At 41.0% G+C, this 22,433-nt stretch carries 19 protein-coding genes, 1 riboswitch and 1 other annotated feature; of the genes, 16 read left to right on the forward strand and 3 right to left on the reverse strand.

The features are described from left to right. Window positions 1-233 precede the first annotated feature (233 nt). Window positions 234-411: riboswitch (Lysine riboswitch) on the forward strand. Window positions 412-523: 112 nt separating this feature from the next. The 11 genes from AB4307_RS08550 to AB4307_RS08600 all read left to right on the forward strand — a co-directional run bounded on the left by AB4307_RS08550 (window position 524) and on the right by AB4307_RS08600 (window position 12,005). Beyond that, window positions 524-2,116 (forward strand): Na+/H+ antiporter NhaC family protein, encoded by a 1,593-nt coding sequence (locus AB4307_RS08550; protein WP_372131616.1) that lies wholly within the window; start codon window positions 524-526, stop codon window positions 2,114-2,116. Window positions 2,117-2,306: 190 nt separating this feature from the next. Next, window positions 2,307-2,442, forward strand: a sequence feature (His leader region). 53 nt (window positions 2,443-2,495) lie between these two features. Continuing rightward, window positions 2,496-3,392 carry an ATP phosphoribosyltransferase gene (gene hisG, locus AB4307_RS08555; protein WP_017060264.1) on the forward strand — a complete coding sequence of 299 codons (897 nt, stop codon included), beginning with the start codon at window positions 2,496-2,498 and terminating at the stop codon, window positions 3,390-3,392. Then, window positions 3,392-4,693, forward strand: a complete 1,302-nt coding sequence (gene hisD, locus AB4307_RS08560; RefSeq protein WP_017065318.1) for a histidinol dehydrogenase — start codon at window positions 3,392-3,394, stop codon at window positions 4,691-4,693. The genes hisG and hisD overlap by 1 nt, the downstream gene beginning before the upstream one ends. A gap of 9 nt (window positions 4,694-4,702) precedes the next feature. After that, complete coding sequence (hisC, locus tag AB4307_RS08565) at window positions 4,703-5,743, forward strand: histidinol-phosphate transaminase (RefSeq protein ID WP_017060266.1); 1,041 nt, start codon at window positions 4,703-4,705, stop codon at window positions 5,741-5,743. A 129-nt stretch (window positions 5,744-5,872) separates the two neighbouring features. Then, entirely contained in the window at window positions 5,873-6,961 is a 1,089-nt protein-coding gene (gene hisB / locus AB4307_RS08570) for a bifunctional histidinol-phosphatase/imidazoleglycerol-phosphate dehydratase HisB (RefSeq protein ID WP_372131618.1), read from the forward strand. Between the two features lie 24 nt (window positions 6,962-6,985). Beyond that, window positions 6,986-7,600, forward strand: coding sequence for an imidazole glycerol phosphate synthase subunit HisH (gene hisH / locus AB4307_RS08575; RefSeq protein WP_372131620.1), 615 nt, complete (start codon window positions 6,986-6,988; stop codon window positions 7,598-7,600). Between the two features lie 43 nt (window positions 7,601-7,643). Next, complete coding sequence (gene hisA / locus AB4307_RS08580) at window positions 7,644-8,381, forward strand: 1-(5-phosphoribosyl)-5-[(5-phosphoribosylamino)methylideneamino]imidazole-4-carboxamide isomerase (protein WP_012604374.1); 738 nt, start codon at window positions 7,644-7,646, stop codon at window positions 8,379-8,381. A gap of 197 nt (window positions 8,382-8,578) precedes the next feature. Further along, window positions 8,579-10,165, forward strand: coding sequence for a tyrosine-type recombinase/integrase (locus AB4307_RS08585; RefSeq protein ID WP_372131622.1), 1,587 nt, complete (start codon window positions 8,579-8,581; stop codon window positions 10,163-10,165). A 169-nt stretch (window positions 10,166-10,334) separates the two neighbouring features. Further along, window positions 10,335-10,724 (forward strand): hypothetical protein, encoded by a 390-nt coding sequence (locus AB4307_RS08590; RefSeq protein WP_372131624.1) that lies wholly within the window; start codon window positions 10,335-10,337, stop codon window positions 10,722-10,724. Window positions 10,725-10,746: 22 nt separating this feature from the next. After that, a complete protein-coding gene (locus AB4307_RS08595) occupies window positions 10,747-11,187 on the forward strand; it encodes a hypothetical protein (protein ID WP_372131626.1) in 441 nt (146 codons plus the stop codon). Next, window positions 11,184-12,005: an ADP-ribosylglycohydrolase family protein gene (locus AB4307_RS08600; protein ID WP_372131628.1), complete on the forward strand. Its 822-nt coding sequence runs from the start codon at window positions 11,184-11,186 to the stop codon at window positions 12,003-12,005. Before AB4307_RS08595 ends, AB4307_RS08600 begins: the two co-directional genes overlap by 4 nt. 42 nt (window positions 12,006-12,047) lie before the next feature. Here the strand turns inward: AB4307_RS08600 and AB4307_RS08605 are convergent, their stop codons facing one another. From AB4307_RS08605 to AB4307_RS08615, 3 genes are all read right to left on the reverse strand, one after another. Beyond that, entirely contained in the window at window positions 12,048-13,355 is a 1,308-nt protein-coding gene (locus AB4307_RS08605; RefSeq protein WP_372131630.1) for a relaxase/mobilization nuclease domain-containing protein, read from the reverse strand. Further along, on the reverse strand, window positions 13,339-13,794 hold the full coding sequence (locus AB4307_RS08610) for a hypothetical protein (RefSeq protein WP_372131632.1): 456 nt from the start codon (window positions 13,792-13,794) through the stop codon (window positions 13,339-13,341). Before AB4307_RS08610 ends, AB4307_RS08605 begins: the two co-directional genes overlap by 17 nt. A gap of 224 nt (window positions 13,795-14,018) precedes the next feature. Beyond that, the gene (locus AB4307_RS08615) at window positions 14,019-16,391 is read right to left on the reverse strand and encodes a hypothetical protein (RefSeq protein WP_372131634.1); all 2,373 of its coding nucleotides are present in this window, start codon (window positions 16,389-16,391) and stop codon (window positions 14,019-14,021) included. Window positions 16,392-17,042: 651 nt separating this feature from the next. Between AB4307_RS08615 and AB4307_RS08620 the strand changes: the two genes are divergently transcribed. The 5 genes from AB4307_RS08620 (at window position 17,043) to AB4307_RS08640 (ending at window position 22,400) form a co-directional block, all read left to right on the forward strand. Continuing rightward, on the forward strand, window positions 17,043-17,324 hold the full coding sequence (locus tag AB4307_RS08620) for a hypothetical protein (protein ID WP_372131635.1): 282 nt from the start codon (window positions 17,043-17,045) through the stop codon (window positions 17,322-17,324). Further along, window positions 17,321-17,626 (forward strand): hypothetical protein, encoded by a 306-nt coding sequence (locus tag AB4307_RS08625; protein ID WP_372131637.1) that lies wholly within the window; start codon window positions 17,321-17,323, stop codon window positions 17,624-17,626. The genes AB4307_RS08620 and AB4307_RS08625 overlap by 4 nt, the downstream gene beginning before the upstream one ends. 280 nt (window positions 17,627-17,906) lie before the next feature. Further along, window positions 17,907-18,143 (forward strand): HTH-like domain-containing protein, encoded by a 237-nt coding sequence (locus AB4307_RS08630; protein ID WP_372131639.1) that lies wholly within the window; start codon window positions 17,907-17,909, stop codon window positions 18,141-18,143. Between the two features lie 5 nt (window positions 18,144-18,148). After that, on the forward strand, window positions 18,149-21,478 hold the full coding sequence (locus tag AB4307_RS08635; RefSeq protein WP_372131641.1) for a DEAD/DEAH box helicase family protein: 3,330 nt from the start codon (window positions 18,149-18,151) through the stop codon (window positions 21,476-21,478). A 10-nt stretch (window positions 21,479-21,488) separates the two neighbouring features. After that, complete coding sequence (locus tag AB4307_RS08640; RefSeq protein ID WP_372131643.1) at window positions 21,489-22,400, forward strand: DUF4391 domain-containing protein; 912 nt, start codon at window positions 21,489-21,491, stop codon at window positions 22,398-22,400. Window positions 22,401-22,433 lie beyond the last annotated feature (33 nt).

A 22,433-nucleotide genomic window follows, 5' to 3' on the forward strand; every position in this document is an offset into this window, starting at 1 on the left:
TATTTCTATTGAATTTATAATAATTATTAAGAATATCTTAAAAAATGATATGTGACAGGTGGAGTAGTCAACTTATGTAGACTATTCTTCTATTGATTAGTTCATTAACAAAAAGCTATTTTTCTCGGAATGATATGTTGCATTGTTGCTCTTGATGAGTACAATTGCGGCTACCTGATGCGAGGTGTTGGTTAATTTGTTGTTAAACTCTGGTTTACACGGTTAATAATGTTATCGCACGTAGAGGTGCAATTATAAAAAGTAACTTCCGTTGGGGTGATGCTAATGAACGGGAATGAAAGGTGTAATTGCCGAAGTAAATTGTATATCTAAGCAATTTGCTGGGGTTGTGCTCAATAGGTACAACACTGCCATAGTCTTAATTTTAAACTATGGAGCGCTACTGTAGGGTTGGGTGAAGTGTTCACTTCCCTTTCGCTTAGTTCAACATGAGCTTGGTCAGCCGTATCAAGTTTGTCTGCAGTAGATCTCTAGCCAAATAAAAAACTGGTTTTTGAAGATCATGAATTTAATAGATTTTGCAACATCACCTTTATCTTTGCTTCCGCCCCTTGTGGCTTTGAGCCTTGCTATTGTTACCCGCCGTGTATTGGTTTCTTTGGGTGTCGGTATCATCATGGGTGCGATTCTACTTGCTGATTACTCAGTAGGTAACGCAGCTAGCTACGTGTTTACTAAAGCATCTGGTGTTTTCATCGAAGATGGTGGCATCAACACTTGGAACATGAGCATCATTGCATTCCTAATTATTCTTGGAATGACAACGGCATTATTAACACTGTCTGGCGGTACTCGCGCATTCGCGGAGTGGGCACAGTCTCGCGTTAAGAGCAAACGTGGTTCAAAACTACTTGCTGCTTTCTTAGGTGTATTCATCTTTGTTGATGACTACTTTAACAGCCTAGCGGTTGGTGCTATCTCTCGTCCTGTAACAGACCGCTTCTATGTATCTCGCGCTAAGCTTGCTTATATCCTAGATTCAACTGCTGCTCCTATGTGTGTGATCATGCCTGCTTCTAGCTGGGGTGCTTACATCATCACGATCATTGGTGGCATCTTAGTGACACACGGTGTGACAGAGTATTCTGCACTGGGTGCTTACGTTCGTCTTATCCCAATGAACTTCTACGCTGTATTCGCACTACTAATGGTGTTCGCAGTAGCATGGTTCGGTCTAGACGTTGGTAAGATGCGTGAGCATGAGATCGAAGCATCTCAAGGCCGTGGCTTTGAAGGTGACAACGATCAAAAGCAAGCTCACGATCTAAACGAAGAGTTAGATATCGAAGAGAGCGAAAACGGTTCAGTTTCTGATCTTGTTATGCCAATCGTATCGCTAATTGTAGCGACAGTGGCTGCAATGCTTTACACAGGCGGCCAAGCGCTGGCTGCTGATGGCCAAGCATTCAACCTTCTAGGCGCATTCGAAAACACGGATGTAGGTAAGTCTCTTGTTTACGGTGGTGTTATTGGCTTACTAGTAGCACTAGCGACAGTATTCAAGCAAAAGCTATCTATGACTGATATCGCAAGAACAATGTGGATCGGTGCTAGCTCTATGTTTGGCGCGATTCTGATTCTTGTGTTTGCATGGACTATCGGTTCTGTTATCGGCGACATGAAAACGGGTTCTTACCTATCGTCTCTAGTAACAGGCAGCATTGATTACCACTGGTTACCGGTTATGTTGTTCCTTCTAGCGGGCGTTATGGCGTTCTCTACTGGTACATCTTGGGGTACGTTCGGTATCATGCTACCAATCGCGGGTGATATGGCTGCAGCATCGGATATCGCACTGATTCTTCCAATGCTAAGTGCGGTTCTAGCGGGTGCAGTATTTGGTGACCACTGTTCTCCAATCTCAGATACGACGATTCTGTCTTCTACTGGTGCTCGTTGTAACCACATCGACCACGTCTCGACTCAGCTTCCATACGCGTTGTCTGTAGCGCTCGTATCGTGCATTGGTTTCATCACTCTAGGTATGACATCTTCAATTGGCATCGCATTTGGCGCAGCGTCTCTAACGTTTGTTGCTGTATGTTTTGCATTGGCTTACTTCTCTCGCTGCAAAATGGCGACGTGCAAAAGCTAAAATTGAAAGTTAATCAGTAAACTATCAGGGAGGCGTTTGCCTCCCTTTTTTGTGCCTGTTAATTTAATTTTAAGTTTCGTGAAAAAAGTTCGAATAAATGGTTGAAAAAGGATGTCAGCTTAGTTAGTGTGGAGACAAGACAGCAAACAACCTAAGAGCTGATAAGTATGCGTAAATTAGTAATGAACATTCATCACCATCATCACCCTATCTAGTCTTTCGGGGAGATTTACGTATACCCGGGAGCAAGATTACTCCCGGAGGTTAAGTCAAAAGAATTTAGATTTAAACCCTCGGGATGATAAAGTCCCCGAGGGTTTTTTAGTTTTAGCGCTTTTAAATAATCAATAAATTCAAATATTTGCACAGGGATACAGCAATGCAGACACAACGCCTAAGAATCGCAATTCAAAAGAAAGGTCGCTTAAGTAAAGAGTGCCAAGACCTACTTAAAAAATGTGGTGTTAAATTTAATATCATGGGTGAGCGCCTAGTGGTTCACTCACTAAATATGCCAATCGACTTGTTACTCGTTCGTGATGACGACATCCCAGGTCTTATCATGGATGGTGTAGTTGACCTTGGTTTCATCGGTGAAAATGAACTAGAAGAAGTTCGTCTAGATCGTGTTGCTCTTAAAGAGCCTTCAGAGTTCCGCACACTACGTCGTTTAGACTTCGGTGGTTGCCGCCTTTCAATCGCTATTAATAAAGACGAAGAATACAACGGCCCACAAGACTTAGCGGGCAAACGTATTGCGACAACCTACCCACAACTACTTAAAGCCTACATGGACGAGCAGGGTGTTGAGTTCAGCACTTGTATGCTAACAGGTTCGGTTGAAGTTGCGCCTCGCGCTGGCCTTGCAGACGCTATCGCTGATTTAGTTTCTACAGGTGCAACGCTTGAAGCGAACGGCCTAAAAGAAGCAGAAGCTATCTTCCAATCGAAAGCAACACTGATTCAACGTGTTGGCGACTTCGACGCAGACAAGACCGCACTGATTGAAAAACTACTGACTCGTATGCAGGGTGTTCAACAAGCGAAAGAGTCGAAGTACATCATGCTTCACGCGCCAACCTCTCAACTAGAGCAAATCAAAGCACTACTGCCTGGTGCTGAAGATCCAACGGTTCTTCCTCTATCTACAGACAAAGACAAAGTTGCCGTGCACCTAGTAAGTACAGAGAACTTGTTCTGGGAAACAATGGAACAGCTGAAAGAGTTGGGTGCAAGCTCGATTCTAGTATTACCAATCGAAAAAATGATGGGGTAGTGACGATGAGAACCGTTGTTTGGCAATCTTTAAGTGAATCACAGCAAGACTCGGTATTAGAGCGTCCAGCTATTACTGAAGGTGCAAACATCACAGCGACTGTTTCTGATGTTATTGCAAAAGTACGAAATGAAGGCGATGCCGCGCTTAAAAAGCTGACTGCAAAGTTTGATGGTGTAACTCCAGAATCTATCCGAGTCAGTTCGGGTGAGATTGAAGAGGCGTGTGCTCGTCTAACACCAGAGATGAAGCAAGCGTTAGAGCAAGCTTATAGCAACATTGCTAAGTTTCACGAAGCTCAAAAGCCGCAGCCAATTAAGGTTGAGACACAGCCTGGTGTTGTGTGTGAGCAAGTGACGCGCGCGATTAATACTGTTGGCCTTTATATTCCCGGTGGCAGTGCGCCACTACCGTCAACGGTTCTTATGTTAGGTGTTCCTGCTCAAATCGCAGGTTGTCGTAAGGTTGTGCTTTGTTCACCTCCGCCAATCGCTGATGAAATCTTGTATGTCGCTAAGCTTTGTAAGATCGACGAAGTTTACAACGTTGGTGGTGGTCAAGCGGTTGCAGCAATGGCTTACGGTACCGAGAGTGTGGCTAAAGTCGATAAGATCTTCGGCCCAGGTAATGCCTACGTTACGGAAGCAAAGCGCCAAGTGAGTAATGACTTCCGCGGAGCAGCTATTGATATGCCAGCTGGCCCATCTGAAGTGTTAGTGATTGCTGATGAAACGGCTGATGCAGACTTCATTGCAGCGGATTTGTTGAGCCAAGCGGAACACGGGCCTGACTCTCAAGTAGTATTGGTAACTCCATCTCCAGTGGTTGCAGACCAAGTAACAGAAGCGGTTCAAAAGCAACTGAAAGAACTGTCTCGTGCGAACATCGCTCAGCAAGCATTGGCTTCAAGCTTAATCATCATTGCTGAATCGATCACTCAAGCGATTGCGATTTCGAATTTCTACGGTCCTGAGCACTTGATCGTTCAAACCAAGAACCCACGTGAATTGCTGCCATTGCTAGATAATGCAGGCTCAATTTTCCTTGGTGACTGGTCTCCAGAATCTGCAGGTGACTACGCATCCGGCACAAACCACGTTCTTCCGACTTACGGTTATACCAAGACGTATTCAAGCCTAGGTTTGGCTGATTTCTCTAAGCGAATGACGGTGCAGGAGCTAACAGCCGATGGGTTGAAAGGCCTAGCGCCAACAGTAGTAACAATGGCGGAAGCCGAAGGTTTGGATGCACACAAACGCGCTGTGACTATCCGAGTTGAAAAGTTAAATAAAGCGAAATAAGGGTAGGGCATGGAAAAGTTAGCAAGAAAACAAGTTCAGGCTCTAACACCTTACTTGTCTGCAAGACGCATAGGCGGTACTGGTGATGTATGGCTAAACGCCAACGAATCTCCGTTTGATAACGAGTACAACCTGAACTTGTCTCGTCTTAACCGTTACAGCGAATGTCAGCCAAAAGAGCTGATTGATGCTTACGCTCAATACGCAGGCGTGAAATCAGAGCAAACACTGACGACTCGTGGTGCTGACGAAGGCATTGAGTTATTGATTCGTGCTTTCTGTGAGCCGAACGAAGACGCTATTCTTTACTGCCCACCTACTTACGGTATGTACGCAATCAGTGCAGAGACGATTGGTGTTGAGCGTAAAGTTGTGCCTCTTACTTCTGAATGGCAATTGGATCTTCCAGCTATCGAAGCTCAGCTCGACAACGTAAAAGTGGTGTTTGTTTGTAGCCCAAATAACCCAACCGGTAATTTAGTTGATCGTAAAGACATCATCAAGCTGCTTGAAATGACACAAGACAAAGCGATTGTGGTGATGGATGAAGCGTATATCGATTTTTGTCCAGAAGCGTCAACCGTTGATTTGCTTGAGCAATATCCAAACCTAGCGATTCTGCGCACCTTGTCGAAGGCCTTTGCTTTGGCGGGCTTACGTTGTGGCTTTACGCTAGCGAATAAAGAGCTTATCGATGTACTGTTGAAAGTGATCGCTCCTTATCCTGTGCCAATCCCTGTTGCTGACATTGCCGTTCAAGCTCTCTCAGAGCAAGGACTAGCGCGAGCTAAGTTCCAAGTTCTAGATTTAAGTGCTAACCGAGCGTATTTGCAGGCGGGTCTATTAGGTATGCCTCAAGTGACGGTTTTTGATGGCTGGGGTAACTACTTACTGGTGAAATTCCCGAACGGCGATGAGTTATTTAAAGCGGCTTGGGATACGGGCATTATTTTGCGTAATTCACCTATTGAAGACTGTGTTCGTATTAGTATTGGTAACCGCGAAGAGTGCGAAAAGACACTTGGATTCATTCGTAACTTTTATCAGTAATGAAAGGCTTACCAGTAATAACATTTGCCAGTTTGAGTTGATTAATTGGGCTGGCAAGTGAAACCAATATTTTGGGTTAGCGTTTGATTTTAGCTAGGCCACCAGATTTAAAATTAAAAGGAAGTTCAAGTGAGTAAACAACAGAAAATACTTTTTATAGACCGTGACGGCACCTTAATTGTTGAGCCGCCAGTTGACTTTCAAGTAGACCGTTTAGACAAGCTAAAATTCGAACCGCGAGTAATTCCTAGCCTGCTTGCTTTGCAAGATGCTGGTTACCGCTTAGTAATGGTGACTAACCAAGATGGTTTAGGTACCGATAGCTACCCACAAGAAGATTTCGATGCACCACACAATATGATGATGGAGTTCTTCGAATCTCAAGGCGTTAAGTTTGACGACGTGCTTATTTGCCCTCACTTTGACGAAGACAACTGCTCTTGCCGTAAACCAAAACTGGGTATGGTTAAAGAATACCTACAAGGCGGCAAAGTCGACTTCCAACACTCTGTTGTCATTGGCGATCGAATGACGGATCTTCAGCTTGCTGAGAACATGGCAATTCGTGGTATCCAATACGGCCCGGATGCAGAAACGGAAGGCACACTCAACTGGCCACAGATCGTTAAAGATTTAACGGTTAATGCTCGTGTTGCTGAAGTGGTTCGTACAACGAAAGAAACTGACATTAAGGTAGCCGTAAACCTTGATGAAACCGGTGGTAACAAGATCGATACTGGCATGGGTTTCTTCGATCACATGCTTGATCAAATCGCGACACACGGCGGTTTCCAGATGAACCTGACTGTGAAGGGCGACCTACACATTGATGATCACCACACAATCGAAGACACCGCTCTTGCTTTAGGCCAAGCACTTAAAGATGCATTAGGCGACAAACGTGGTATCGGCCGTTTCGGTTTCAGCTTGCCTATGGATGAGTGTTTAGCTCAGTGTGCTTTAGACCTATCTGGTCGTCCGTACCTAAAATTTGATGCTAAGTTTAGCCGCGAGCAAGTGGGTGACCTTTCTACGGAGATGGTGGTTCACTTCTTCCGTTCTTTAACCGATACACTGGCTTGTACATTGCACCTTTCTTCAGCTGGCAATAATGATCACCACATTATTGAGAGCCTGTTCAAAGCGTTTGGTCGTACTCTTCGTCAAGCAATCAAAGTTGAAGGTAATGAGTTACCAAGCAGCAAGGGCGTTCTGTAAGGCTAACGTTAGCAAGGAAAAACAATGAAAGATCAAAAAGTCGTTATTATTGATACTGGTTGTGCCAACGTTTCCTCAGTGAAGTTTGCTATTGAACGCCTGGGCTATACAGTTGAAATTTCAAAAGAACCAAAAGTTGTTCTTGCTGCAGACAAGCTGTTCCTACCCGGTGTAGGTACAGCAAGTGAGGCAATGAAAAACCTGCAAGAGCGTGACCTTGTTAGTCTTGTGAAACAAGTAGAGAAACCTTTGCTGGGTATCTGTTTAGGTATGCAGCTGTTAGGCAAACTGTCTCAAGAGAAAGGCCAAAAAGCTGATGAGTTAGTTGAATGCCTAGGTTTGTGTGATGGCGAAGTTCGTTTACTTGAAACGGGCGACTTGCCATTACCACACATGGGTTGGAACACAGTAACAGCAACGCCTAATCACCTGCTATTTAAAGACATTGAAGAAGGCGAATACTTCTACTTTGTTCATAGCTTCGCAATGCCAGTGGGCGACTACACAATCGCACAATGTGATTACGGTAATCCGTTCACTGCGGCGGTTCAAAGTGGCAATTATTATGGTGTTCAGTTCCACCCAGAGCGATCTTCGAAAGCTGGCTCTAAGCTGATTCAGAACTTCTTGGAATTGTAATAAGGATTAGGCAGCGGCTAACGTTGCCATATAAGGAATGTAAATGATTATTCCCGCGTTAGATTTAATTGAAGGCCAAGTAGTTCGCTTATTCCAAGGAGACTACGGGCAAGTAACAGAATACAAAGTAGACCCAGCAGAGCAGTTTAATCTGTACCACCAAGCTGGCGCTGGCTGGCTGCACCTTGTTGACTTAACGGGCGCAAAAGACACAACGGCTCGTCAGTTAGACTTGATTGCTAAGCTCCTTGCTAGCACGCCTGCGAACATCCAGATTGGTGGTGGCGTGCGTAACGAACAAGATGTCGTTGATCTGCTAGAAGCTGGCGCACAGCGCGTTGTGGTTGGTTCTACAGCCGTTAAGCAACCTGAGTTGGTGAAAGGTTGGATGGAGAAGTACGGCGCGGAAAAAATCGTGCTGGCTCTAGACATCAACATTGATGAAAGCGGCACACGTAAAGTGGCGATTTCAGGTTGGCAAGAAGATTCAGGCGTGACCATTGAAGCGCTAATTGAAGATTACCTCACGGTTGGCCTTAAACACGTTCTGTGTACTGATATTTCACGTGATGGCACGCTAGAAGGGTCAAACGTAGAGCTCTATGTTGATCTTTGTAAGCAGTACCCACAAGTGCAATTCCAATCATCCGGTGGCATTGGCAGCCTAGCTGATATCGAAGCACTGAAAGGCAGCGGCGTTGCGGGTGTGATTGTTGGTCGTGCACTGCTTGATGGCAAGTTCACCGCAGAGGAGGCATTTGCATGTTGGCAAAGCGAATAATTCTATGTTGATGGTTGCTGATTATTATGGATTTTTTTAAAATCAACTTCGTAAGTATATAATATTTAATATAAAATATTAGCGACGACTGATGAAAATGGACATTTTATTAGTCGTTGCTAATAACGAAATGATGCTAATACGATGCTTTTATATTACACTGATGCCAATGTGATGTTAAAATATAAGGCGGACTAGTGGGTAAAAAATCAACTTTAGTGAGTAAAGATTCGATAGGTGCTGGTCAAAATCAACGAGAGTCTAAGCTTATTCATCAAGCCATAACCCCCCATTTCTTGAGAGAACTAATAAAGAAAACTCGAGGTAAACACGAAGATATTGACGGTGAGAGGGTGTTTAAGCCATACAGTCACGGTGAACAAATACACATAAAAGATACGTCATTTGATGCAGGGGGGGTGATTTTGCGAGTTTCTCCTCGAGGAAAAATGACCTTTGTAGTGCATGGTCGAATAAAAGGCCAAGGTGGAACGAGCCAGTACTACATGATCGGCAATGCTAAAGAAATGGAGCTCGACAGCGCAAAGAAACAAGCATTAAAGTTCAAAACGTGGTTGCAAGAAGGTAAAGACCCACGAGAGCAACTAAAAAATAAGACTGAAAACTTCACTCTTCTACAGTTTCACGAAGAATACTTGCTAAGTCGAGGTAAGAGATCTCGTAGTTCAAAAAGCGGCATTCATGATGATACTAAGAAGTACTATCAGAAACTGTTCGACCGACTCGACAAGAAGTTCATTACAAAAGATGCTTTAAAAATCTCGAGAGAAGACGTGGTTAAAGAACATCGTGAGGTGTCAAAACGTAGCACACCGATCATGGCTGATAAGACTTTCCAACATATTGCAGCAATCTACCGTCAAGCACAGAAAACTCACCTAGATCACGAAGACGTACCAAAGATCAAAACAAACCCTGTTCAAGTTCTTGCCGATACATATGGTTGGAATGAGAATAATGGGCAGAGTAATCGTAGAACAGACTGCGTAGATACTGAACATTTACCACAATTGCTGAATGCGATTGAAGATCTGAAAAATTTTCGAGGGGAAAAGTTTGTTCATCAGGACTCTCAAAGTGCAGTAGTAGCATCACATTTTTTCAAATTTTTACTATTCACTGGCTGGCGACCGGAAGAAGTTTGTAAGATGACCTGGGATCAGGTTCAAGAAGATTGCAGCGATGTATCATGGAATGATGAACAAGCAGCGGAAAAGCTCAAGGGGGCGGCAAAACAGTATCGTGCGATGTTAAATAGTGAAGCTAAAAAAACATTGATTGAGCTGAAACAACATGATTTTAAGGGTAACTACGTTTTTCCTAATGCAAGCTGCAAAGGGCATTTCAAGCAAAATCCGACTCACTATATCAATCTCTTGGAGCAAATGGCTGGCACTGGTCATCGCTATACCGCAGGCATTTTTCGCAAAACCTTTCAGACTTACGCTGAGCATCTGAATATCAACCCAGACACGATTAAGCGTTTGGTTTTTCATACGCAGAAACACTATTCGGTCCAAGGTGGCTACATTCACTCCAATCGTGGAAACTTTTTAAGACAAAGCCAGAAAGTTGCTGATTTTATACTAGAGAATGCAGAACGTGAGATTGACGCAATAACCAACAAGGTTGAAGTAGAAGCCCGATTTATACATGCTGCCTCTAAGTTTTTGAAAGCTGATAACTCTCAGTACAGAACAGTAGATGAAGTGCTAAACCATTGGCTTGAATTGGGCGTAAAACTTGACAGTGTAAATATCTAGCACAAATTCAATTTGACAGCAACCTATTATTTTGATATATTATGCGCTCTCTGAAAAGGGCGCAAACCAACTAACGTCCACTTACCACCGTAATAAACAATATCTTGTCGTAATTTTTATCGGCTGAACTATCAGCTGAGGGTTTCTGTTGCTGAAATTTAGGAGAATTATGAATAATGATCACGTTAATTCCTTGCATCGGTACATTGAACTCGCAAATCAGTCCTCCGCAGTTTGCGAACAACTATCAAAATTTCAACTACTTACAATTTCAATCTCACCCGAAATCGGTGAAATCGTCAGTCGTAATGGCATAGCCAACAGCCAACTCGTCAAATTCGCTTCGTACTGCTCTTTTCAAATGGAGCAACTCGGATTCTTTAAGATCAAAACCAACGCTCATGTACATCAGCTTGTATTTGCTATCGCTAAACACACACCTAGTTGTGCGTCGGTAGCTGGTTACTCGTTCTACTTTTGCTCGTTGCGTGAAGAAGAAGAATTCGGTTTAGCTACAACCCACATACAGGTTCATCAGCTTGATCATAACTTGGATTAACCATCAACGATAAAAGGACTAGATGAATTTTATTGTAGAAATCATACATGAACTACCTTTCTCGACAAAAACGGCAGATGAGCGATTTAAGCGTCGACAAGCCGTTTTGTTTGAAACTAATCGTAGAGTTCTTATGTCATTAGTTGCGACTGCCAAACAAAGAACCATTCGATTGAGTGGCGCAAAGGTATTATTGACAACGTACTTTTCGGAAGTTGAACTAGATAGAAGAAAACAAATACTATTAAAAGATTCGATCGCATCATGGGTAACATCTATCACACCGGGAAGTCAATTCGACTCACTTAGAGTCGGTTTCTTGCCATTCTATGAGCATACGCTGATGTGGACTATTAATTATTTGTACAAAGGCAAAAAGGTTGAACTATTACACGTCCCCTATGCTGAAGTCGCAGAAGTTTGTTTTAAAATTACTTTAACTGAAATTCTGGAGAGCAAATGATTGGAGCAATAGTTGGTGATATTACTGGAAGTGCTTTTGAGAATAATCAAACTCAACTTAAATCTTATAATTTGTCAACAGAGCAATTGTTTTCACATTTGGCTAGGCCTACAGATGATAGCGTATTGATTTCAGCGACAGCGCAAGCAATGCTTGATGAGAGTGACGATTTCGCAAGTTATTATAGGCACTTTGCTCAGGCGCATCCAAACGTGGGTTATGGTCCTGGTTTTATGAGCTGGCTAAATGGTGACAGCAAGGAGTACCAGTCGTTTGGAAATGGAGCCGCTGTGCGAGCATCGGTATTAGGATATTTGCAAAACGAAAATGACGTTCTTGATCTAGCAAAGCGATCGGCACTTGTATCGCATCGTCACGAGGAAGGTATAGCTGGAGCTGAAGCCATGGCTTGGATCGTTTGGGCTGTGCGAAGAGGGATTTCTGGGAGCGAAATTTCTCAAGAATTATATCATCGATGGAACTATTACGTTTCTGACTCACCTTCGCATGATTTGATTTCACTAAGAAAACAGTCTTGGTTTGACTGCTCAGCTGTAAACACCGTGCCGTTGGCAATATTCATAGCTTGCTTTAACAGTAGCAATTTTGAAGGTGCAATTCGAAGTGCACAGTTTGTCGGAGGAGATGTGGATACCATAGCCGCGATGTCCGGAATTATACGTGCACAGACACTACCGATTCCTTTCCAGTGGGAGCAAGTGAGTAGACGCATATTATGGAACAAAGCACCATTGATTTTACAAACTTTGAGTCAGTTTGAAAGTGTGTTTGAACCAGATATGAATACAGTTCTTTAGAGCATGTATTTATATTTTATGGGGAGCCTAGGGTTTAATTATTTATTTTGTTACGTATTCGTATTCTAGGTCGCTTAAGTTTGTTTTAATTAAATCATCACTTGTTTTGTTGTTACGCCATCTTTTGGTTACATTATCTAAGTCAAATTTTATTTCTGAAATATTCAGGCATGAGTTTAATATATACTGTTGATCAGTATAATGTAGTAAGTTTTTTTGATAATTATATAATGCTAGTTCTTCCAAGTATTGCTTAAACTCAACCGACTCTTTATCAATTCCTAACAAAATTTCAATCAATAATTTCATATTGGCAATAGCGATAGCCATTTGCCGTTGTTTTTTGTTTGTGGATATGCTTAGGTCAATATATGCGCTATTTTTATGCCTCCTAACAAAAAATGGGGCTTTTGTTCGCTTAATATTTTTAAGCTCGGTATCACTGATCTTAACGCGATATTGAACATAGTTTGGAATGTCATTCTTTAATCCTAGAGCGTAATCATCACGATCTGGTTGATAAGAAACGCCATTTCTTTGTAATGCTTGAAACGTTAACTGAGTTTTTTTTATACGTGTACCCGAAAGCCAAGTTTCTTCATCAAGAGAATAGGATAGGCCTTTAATTTCACCAGAGTTAGTTAAAGAAGGGCGAATATAAATATTTTTTGATGCAAGCATTCCCACGAACTCTGTAATAGTCCGTGGTTTGCCATGTAGGTTATAAAGCATCTTTATTGTTGTGCGGATTTTTTGAGCGGGGTCAGCAGCCATCGCTTGAGTGCGATTACCTGCTACTTTGATTTGTTGTTTTGTATAGTTTACACCGAAGCAATCATTTGGATTATCAAGCTGCGTGAGCTTGAATTTTTTCTCGAAGTGGCGCATCACAGACCAACCCTTTTCGTAGTCGTTATGCGTTGAAACAAGTGGTCCACCGGGTTCAAACCTCACTCTGCTTGCTAGTATGTGGACATGCTCACATTTATTTTCTTCTTTGTGTAGGCATGCAAACCAGTGGCTGTTGTTATACCCTAATTTACTCATGTACTTCTCGCATACTTCTTGCCATTGTATCGCGTCTAGGCTCTCGTTCGGAGCAAGGCTAATGACAAAGTGCTTATAGAGCTTTTCACCTTTACCTGAGTGCATAGCGTGACTACGCACGAATGCATCAGAAGTTTCGCCAGTTTCATAGCGTCCATCTTTAATTGATGGTAACAGTCCAGTGTTGCATGCTATGGGTTCGACGTTTTCGAGATTAACATTATGAGCATGACGATCACCTCTCAAGATATAGAGCAGAGTAGGGAGAAAGTCAGCTCTTAGTTCTTTAGGATTGTGCGTCATCCATTTCACCTTGATGGTACTCAGGGTAAAATACTGCACTGTATTCTTCGAGACAGCGAGCTTCTTCTTGTAGTTCAGTTATCTTTTTAGTCACTCGACGTAATACCTCAGCGTGAAGATATAAATCTCTTCTAGAAAGAATACCATTGTCACGAGCACTATTAATATTTTTTGTTGATTGATTTAGGTTATTAAATGCATTTCTAAATACTTGCAAATACCTAAATGATGCTTCATTCTGCACTTGATAAGTGAACTTACCACTCTTTATAAATGAAATCATCATTAAACGTAGAAATGTTGCTATTTGTTTTTGATGAGCTAAGTTAGCATGTTTGATGATAAAGCTCATTTCATCTTTAGTTAATGATATTTGTATTTTTTCTGTTCTTTTGTTTTCTACAGGTAATTTTGGTCTGCCACCTTTATTAAATGTCATGATAGAATTGCCTTTATTGTGTTTTAAATGGCGCAGAACCAGTCTTGGTTTGAGCATTAGGGTTTTAATACATACAAAAGGTATTTTGTGTATTAAAATATTGCTGGCCTTGCACCATCTAATTTATTGTTATTATGTTTATATTATAACAATAATTACTGCATCGTTGAATCTTTTTTTGAATAAACATGCGTATTAATAAATAAAATATTCACATTGATCTTTTATTTATCGAAAGGCTTGTTGGTTAACTCATCTAGATATTTTCTGATCTCTAGATTGGTTAGGGAGATATTTAATAGCCCTGTGAGTTCAGCCTTTTTCCACACGCGATCTTTGGGTGAAGTTGTCCGCTTTGTAATTTTATCATTTAGCTCGATGCCAAAGTTGCTAAGTAAGAACTTCCTTGTTGTCGCAATGTTTGGACGTTTGCTTGGCATATAAAGAAGTTGGTCAAAGTGGTCAATGACACGGAATCTCTGACCTCTGACTATGACTTCTCCATCACTACGATAATCTAGAATTTTTGTAGCGGTATCCAAGCTACAAAATGCGTTGTTTTCTAAGGACAGTGTAAGTACATCTTGATAAATTTTTGCTTGAATGGCGTCATGTAACGTTTTTGGTTGCTTGACGCTGAATGCTAATGAATACTTTTCGATCAAGGTGAGAAGTTTTAGTTTGATACATTGGTTCACTGTTTCAAAATCCAATGTAGTGCGATTGAGTGCGCTCTTTAGCTTATGAGCAATCAATCTAGCTTCGTCAGTCCTTGACAAGTGCAGAGCGTTTTTTAGTGAATCGACTTCATCCGCTAGAATAGGAGCTGCTTTAACAATTGTGGTAATAAATTCACTGTGTTCCTGGTTAATGTACCGTTTTAGCTGATTAGAGTTAGGTGACTTTGTGATTTTGATATCTAGCTCATGACCCTGCTGTTTAAGCATTGTAAGCAGGCTAAATGCGTAGTGTTGTCTTGCTTCATTTTTGAAAGCTAACCTATTCGCAATCCAAATCAACTCTTCACTCTGTAGCGCTTTGTCGAATCGTTCTTTCGTAAATTCTTGGGTGTCAGATTTTAAGCACTTTGACACTAGGTCATAGAGAACTTCTGTTGTATTTGTCGTAGCAGATTGCTTCTGGTAATGAGGAGGGAATGAGAGATCTACTGTTTTAACGTTTCTAGCTCGGTGTTTAACTTGACACACATCAGTTGGTGAGTTGGTGTAGTTTAGAAGTAAACTCGCATTTTGATAGCCAGCATGTGTGATACTCAATCCATTCAAGACTGTCGAGTTGACGAACATCATATTGTACTTTTCAGCCAGAGAGTTCGGTTCCGCTAACTCAGATACACTGCTAGCACCAGCAAACTCAGCGTCAATTTTAACAGATGACCACTGTTCAACTGATATGTCATCGCAGATCGCCTTGTAAATTGCATTGAATTTCGAAGGACCACTGGAGTGTTTAGCGTCACAGAAAACAAAGCGTTTATCACCACTTAACAGTGCGGATTTGCATCGTTGGATATTGTCAGCCTCATGAATTACATTAATTCGTGGTTTTGTCGCTTTAGGACAAGAAGTAAATATGCGCACCTTTTTATTTGATGCTCTTGCAATGTCGACCAGTGATTCGATTGTGTGCTTGCTAGGAAACGCATCTGCAACAACAGTAAAGTCGGTATTAGAGATGAGTTGTTTCATGTTGCTTACTGCAAGGCTTCGATCTTCTGCGCTTCCGGTGCCAACTAGATTAGACGTGAGTAGGTCGAAAACGTGTTCAATTTCGTCGATGAATACTGCTTTAGTTTTATTGCGTTGATTATCGTAACGACTGTTCAGTAGAAGGGTAAGAGCAACCCCATAAACGCCCGTGTATGTGTCTTGATTCCACTGCTTGTTATAATGCTGGCTGTCTGCTCCGCAGAAAGCTTCTGTCAATGCTCGCGAGCCATTCATCCACATTGCGTGAAGTTTGTCTGACTCACAGCGCTCAAACTCTTGACGCATTTTTATGGTCTTTCCAGAACCAGTTCCTGTCGCCAGAAAGTTAATGTACCCGGTGGCGTTTAGATCGTCGACTTTATCGAGAGATCTTTCATCCACGATGATTTCTGGGTGCGATACAAAACTATGATGCTGTTTGATTTTGTGCTCTTGTTCTCTAATATACTGTTTTATCTGATTAAACAGCACTTCCTTTTGTTTCGGATCAACCGAGGAAGATTCGATAAGGTTGCCAATGTCACTTAAGCTCAGTTTTAGAGGGTAACTGTCCAATACGAGCGACTTGCAGCGATACAGCGCATCTTCTTCTTGAATTTTGTTGCTTGCGACAGAATAGAAAAAAAGTGACCGTTCAAACGCACTTTTATTGTGCTTCGTATCTACGGTCTGACCGTTTAAGAGCAGTTTGGTTTTGTGAGTTACAGCTGTATGAGCGTCGCAATAAGCATACTTTCTGTCTGTCGAAATCAGTATATCTTGCGGCCTTATACCATTTGATAGTAGCAGTTCGATGTCATCTGAAAGGCTTGTTGTGTATTGAGTGTTCTCGCCTTTTAAGTGTTCTCTTCTAGTAATTAATTTCATTTTATTGTCGTTTCATTTCACTCTATCTATCGATAAAGCTTGTGAATGTACAGATATTATAACGCTTAAAAGTTTTTTGATCAAATAAAAACCTTTAAAATCAATAATATACAAAATATTATATAGATAAGGGATGGGAAAAATCAAATGGGTATTATTAAACAAAAAGCACTTTTTCCCATAAGCTAACTGGGTTAGCCTTCGCCGCTTGCGGCGGCCAAAAGAAAATGGGTGGGGTGGCCATTTTCTATTTATGTGCATTATGGGAATAGGCTTAGGGAGTGGGTGTGACTGAACAAGCTATCAAATGTAGGTTTAGTGACAACCGCAAGTATTTAATTGCCTACGTTAGATTAATTGCGTCTTTGACCACTTTCGAAATCACAAATCTTACTGGATATCACGACTCATTAAGCTTAACTATATAGAGGATGAAATTGGTATATTATTGAAATATAAGGGTTTTTATTGACTTTTTCTGGTTTTGTGATAAAGTGGATGTTATGAGTTGGCGTGTGTCTGCTCAGCTTGGTCTCGGGGGAGGCTACCGTCAGACATTGATTGCGCTGTGTAGAAGAACGTGGTCGCTATCAAATATTTAAACGGGGAGATGTTATGAAATTAATTAATTATCTATAGAGGAAGTAAATTGTGAAAACCATAGACACTTATTATAACAAGCACATTCGTGCAGCTAGAGCCGCATCAAGAGGCCTGAAGGGCCTTGAACGAGCAGAAGCTATTTACCGCTATTTTGACAACGAAACGGCACATCCACATGCTTGCCATACTTATCAAGAAGAGATGATGAATCGTACTTCAGACCATCAGTTTCCAATTGATTTGATGCAGAGAATGGCGTGGCTGACTGCTGAAAATGAGTGGTTGAAGTTAGATAATCAACTCAAGTTGAACTCAGGAGTCTCACAATGAACGATATAACTGGTGTAGAGATTCAAAGTTGCGGCCAAGCGTTCGATATATTTAAACGCGATAATGGCATTTTCGAAATCGTTTCTGGTCCTATTCAAATTGAGTTTACAGCTGAGCTTGCGGAGCTTTATCTATTTACATTGTTTGATCGTCTTGATCAGGGCGATTATAGTGCTGCACTTCAAGTTCGTAGTTTCGATAGTCATAAAATAAGCTTTCAAGCTAACCTATCTGTTCAATCTGCAAAGAAGCTAAATAAGTTATTTCCTGAATTAGCAATCGTCGTTCCGCTAACTCGCTAATAAGATAATGAATGCTATGCGTAATCTTACTTGCTCGAATCTAACTAAGTTAGTTAGGTTCGAGATACTGTGTATAATTACAAGTTGCTGCCTTCCGACTTACCCAATCCCTTCATCAACACACCAAACGTTAACCATTTTATAGCTTTATCATTTTCTACTGTTACACAACCCTAAAATGCATACGGTTGCATTTTTGAATCATTTTTTCAATAGGCGATTGAGTTACTAGCTAGATTAGCTAATATAGCTAGTAATCATTTCTTGAGGGTTAGTGTCAGTGAAAAAAGAAATCAAAGAGCAAATTAAGCAAGCATTAGATTGCGCTCCGAGAAACCAGTACATGGTTGAGCTTCACTTACAATCTATTAAATATGCCGATGAGCTTGGCAATATTACTGCAAGAGAGTTTTGTGAAGAGCTAGGTCTGAAACCAAGTTACGCAACAGAGTTTAGCAAGATGAGAAATCTAACGACTCGCCTGAAAGCTGCTGGTCTAGTTACGGAGAAAATCTAATCACTATGCTCATTGATAATGTAACAACGAAAGTTTCTGATACGCTATCTGATACGATTCAACTGAATGATAAGCTCTCTGTATTGACAGGGCTTTTCTCTATCTATGCTTTTGACCATTTGAAAGAGTCTTTGAGCAAAGTCGATTCAGCTCGAATCATCTTCTCGCAAGCAAAAGGCTTTGATTCGCTAGATGTAGCGTCACCATTCGGCTCACTCAATGGCACAGAGTTAGAAAACAAGTTTAGAAACCAGTTAAATCAAAAAGCGATTGCGAAGGAATTTTCTCTTTGGTTGGAAGAGAAAGCTTCGGTTCGATTGGTGCAACAAGCAGGTGCAGTTCACCAACACATCACACACGTTTCGTCAGCTTCGGACTCAATAGCGATAAATGGTGCTCAGTTCAATGGTCAAGGAATTGGTCTAACTGAGACAAATGGCTTTGATATGATAAGCCTTGCTAACTCTGACCAAGCGAAAGAGCTACTTGGATTCTTTAACCGTGTTTGGAGCAGCAAAGGACAAGTAGTTGATGCTAAAGAGCAATTAAAATCTGAACTTTCAAAGCTTACCGCAGACAATACACCTCAGTTCATCTACTTCATCACGTTATATAATATTTTTAAAGACTTTGTAGGCGATCTACAAGAAGAGAGTATCTTAAAAACCAAAACGGGTTTTAAAGACACAATCGTTTGGAACAAACTGTATAAGTTTCAACGTGATGGTGTACTTGGTGCAATCGACAAGCTAGAGCATTTTAACGGCTGTATCATTGCTGATAGTGTTGGTTTAGGTAAGACGTTTGAAGCTCTAGCTGTCATCAAATACTACGAACTTCGTAATGACAAGGTTCTTGTACTTTGTCCTAAAAAGCTACGTGATAACTGGCTTATCTACACTCAGAACGATAAGCGTAATTTATTAGCAAATGATCGTTTCAACTACGATGTGTTGAATCACACTGATATGAGCCGAAACAGCGGATTTTCAGGTGATATCAATCTAGAGACTATCAATTGGGGCAACTATGACCTCGTTGTGATCGATGAGTCACACAACTTTCGTAACAACAATCCAAAGAAAGATGGACGTAACCGCTACCAACGTCTACTAGAAGATATTATTCAAGCAGGGGTTAAAACGAAGGTATTGATGCTTTCTGCTACGCCCGTGAATAACCGTTTGAACGATATGAAAAACCAAGTCGCATTCATTACAGAAGCGAATGACCAAGCGTTAATCGATCACGGTATTAACAGCATCGAAAGTACGTTAAGACAAGCTCAATCACGCTTTTCTCGTTGGGCTGAACAAGATCCAGATGTACGAACTTCTAAAGACCTTTTGGACTCGATGAACTTCGATTATTTTAAACTACTGGATATTTATACAATAGCTCGTTCTCGTAAGCATATCGAGAAGTATTATGGTACAGAAGATATTGGTAAGTTCCCGACACGACTCTTACCAATTAACTTAAAATCATCAATCGACCTACAAGATCAGTTTCCACCATTGGAAGAAGTGAACAAGACCATTCGTAGGCTTTCACTGGCGTTTTACTCACCAATGAAATACGTGCGAATGGATAAGAAAGCCGAATACGCTAGACGCTATGACCAAGAAGTTAAGGGCGGTAAGAGTGTATTCAAGCAAGTGGATCGTGAAGAGAGTCTAATCCATCTTATTCGTATTAACTTACTTAAACGAATGGAAAGTTCTATTCACTCGTTTGCTCTTACGTCAGAAAAGGTTTTGGCTCAAGTTGAAGGATTACTATCAAAAATTCATAACTTTAACGCCAATATCAAACCAACTTTGACAAGTGATCTAACAGAAGAGTTTGTTGCGCCACCGATTGAAGAGATTGATGATCTTGAGTTTGAATCACCAGAGCTTGCACCTTACCTAATTGGCAACAAAACAAAAGTAAGGATTCAAGACTTAGACCTAGTGAGGTTTGCTCAAGACCTCGAAGCAGACAGAGTTTTTCTCCAAGAAATTGTTAGAGTTTCGAAAAGCATTGACGCAGTACGAGATGCGAAGCTAGATATGCTAAAACAGGCTTATCTTGATAAGTGCCAAAACCCGTTTAATGGTAATAACAAGAAAGTGATTATCTTTACGGCTTTCGCTGATACAGCAGAATATCTATACAAGAATTTGTCTGATTGGGCTTCAAAGCAATTGGGGCTGCATTCAGCTCTAATTACAGGGCAACGAACGGATACGACATTACGTGGTACTGATGGTAAGAAGTTCAAAACTGACCTGAACAGTTTGCTGACTCATTTCTCCCCACGCTCTAAAGAGCGAGATAAGGTCTATCCTGATTTTAAAGAAGAAGTAGACATTCTTATTGCTACTGACTGTATCTCAGAAGGTCAAAACCTACAGGATTGTGATTATCTTATTAACTACGATATTCACTGGAATCCCGTTCGTATCATTCAACGATTCGGACGAATAGACCGTTTAGGTTCAACCAACGATACCATTCAACTTGTTAACTTCTGGCCCAATATGGAGCTAGACGAATATATCAACCTTGAAGCAAGAGTAAGTGGGCGTATGGTACTGCTCGATATTTCAGCTACGGGTGAAGAAAACGTCATAGAGCAAGATCCGAAAGTCAACAAAGGAATGAACGATTTAGAGTACCGAAGAAAACAGCTTGAACAACTGCAAAATGCTGTTGTGGATCTTGAAGAAATTTCAGGTGGGGTTTCTATAACCGATCTGACACTGAATGATTTCAGAATGGACTTATCAAGCTTTCTTTCTCAAAAAATGGAAGGTGACAAGTCAAAAAGTAATACTGAAACCTTAGAACAAACACCTTACGGTTTGTTTTCCCCTGTCATTATCAGTAAAGATTCATTTGAATCAGAATCAAGTCAATTTTCAGGTTTGAAAGACGAAATTCAATCAGGGGTAATTTTCTGCTTGAAAGACATTAAAGGCAAAGTACAGGTAGAAGAGAGCTATTCACTTGCGCCTTATTACCTTGTTTATGTATCTGACGAAGAGGAAGTGTTACTTTCATTCAGTCAGTCAAAACAGATACTCGATCTATGCAAGAAACTAGGCTCTGAGTTCAAAGATATTGAACATTCTTCTCAAGCATATCAGGTGTTTGAGAAGAGAACTCAAAAGGGAATGAAGATGAACCATTACCAGAATCTTCTTAGCAAAGCGGTAGAGAACATTGCAGGAAAGAGTGAAGAAATTGGTGCAACGAGTCTATTTAGCCGTGGCGGTACTGTTTTATCCGCTTCTAGCTCTCAAAACGTGAATGATTTTGAAGTAGTTAGTTATATGGTCATTCTGTAGAGGCGTACCAATGAGTAATGTTATTGATTTTGACTCAATTGATGCAAACAGCGAAGACCTGTTTGACGTTGTATATGAACATTTAGCTTTGCCTGATTCAACGTATCTTGGTACTCGAATCACCAAAAAGATGATCCTAGAGAACAACGATTTATCATCAAGTGACAAAAAGTTGGTCAATGAAGTTGTTCAATCAGTAGAGTGGGTTAACACGCTTAAGCGTGAGACGTTGAACATTCCTACGTATGTTACTGAAATGGTTGAGTACACCGAAGTAGCGGTACTCAAAGTCACTTTAAAAGCTGATGATTCAAATCTTGGTAAGTTAAAGAACACGGCGAAGCTATTTCATACCTTAATCCCTTATCCCGTTATATTAATGATTGAGCTAGATGGACAGTTAGCGATCAGTCTAGCGGATAAGCGAATCAATCAGTCTGATAGTTCAAAACTGGTTATTGAACATTACTACAATAGCCAATGGTTTTCAGTTGTCAGCTTGAAGCGCAATGAAAAAGAGTTCTTGAACGACTTTACGCTCAAAAATGTATCAAGTGTTAACTATTACGAGCTGTATCAGGATTTCATCTCAATGTTACTCGCATTAGAGGCGAGTTACATTTCAGGCTCATATTCAACCAAAAGCAGCCGAAACAGCAACGTAGCAAAAAGTGATTTTGGTGCACCACAAGAGGAAAATGTAGATCACTCTGATGATTCCATTTCACACGAAACGTTTAATGAGATGAGTAATGAAGAAAAATCTCATCTCTTGAAAGAGTTAGCTTCTCTTGAGGCTGAATTGACCAATATTAGAAACAAATTAAAGAAAGAGGTGCAAATGAATGAGAAAATGCGCCTTAACGTACAAGCAAGAAAAGTTAAACAAGCGATTTCAGCAATCACTTCTCAGTTGGCATAAGAAGAGCTGATTCGCATAAGATTGAAGAAAATT

This window comes from Vibrio sp. 10N.261.52.C2 (genome assembly GCF_041471425.1).
Lineage (GTDB): Bacteria > Pseudomonadota > Gammaproteobacteria > Enterobacterales > Vibrionaceae > Vibrio > Vibrio crassostreae_C.